The sequence below is a fragment of the Thiorhodococcus mannitoliphagus genome, from assembly GCF_010915725.1.
GTDB classification, from domain to species: domain Bacteria; phylum Pseudomonadota; class Gammaproteobacteria; order Chromatiales; family Chromatiaceae; genus Thiorhodococcus; species Thiorhodococcus mannitoliphagus.
In genome coordinates, this window is record NZ_JAAIJR010000475.1 from 1 (window position 1) to 430 (window position 430).

Genomic DNA, 430 nt, shown 5'->3' on the forward strand with positions numbered 1-430 from the left:
CCGATGTGAGCGATCCCGTCCGAAATCCCCCCTGGCCCCCCTTTGCGAAAGGGGGGAAGTTGTTGATGGTCACTTTCCAAGCACCAACCGTTCGACCAAAGGGGCGAGGCAATCGGCTCCGTTCGGAGCACCCATGCGCGACGGGCGTGCCCATCGTCGCAGCTCAGCGCCTTGCAAGATAGGTACATCCGTCAAGCGCCGAGGCGAGGTTCGAGCCAGCAGCACGGACTTTGCGCATCGGACCACATCAGACGTCCGTTTCAGGCCCTGCGTGCGCGGCCTCCTCGCGCTCGCTCAAGCGGCGCAGCGCCGCCAACTCCTGGATGGAGAGCACGTGGTCGACGTTGAGAATGATCACGAAGACGTCCTCCAGCCGGCCCATGGCCGCAATGAAATCCGTGCGGATCTCAGAGCCAAACTCCGGCGGCGG

The 430-nt window shown here is 64.0% G+C and carries 1 pseudogene; it reads right to left on the reverse strand.

Going from position 1 to position 430, the window contains the following annotated elements:
* Positions 1–247: 247 nt before the first annotated feature.
* Positions 248–430, reverse strand: a pseudogene (locus tag G3480_RS27440) (chemotaxis protein CheW); the annotation flags it as partial.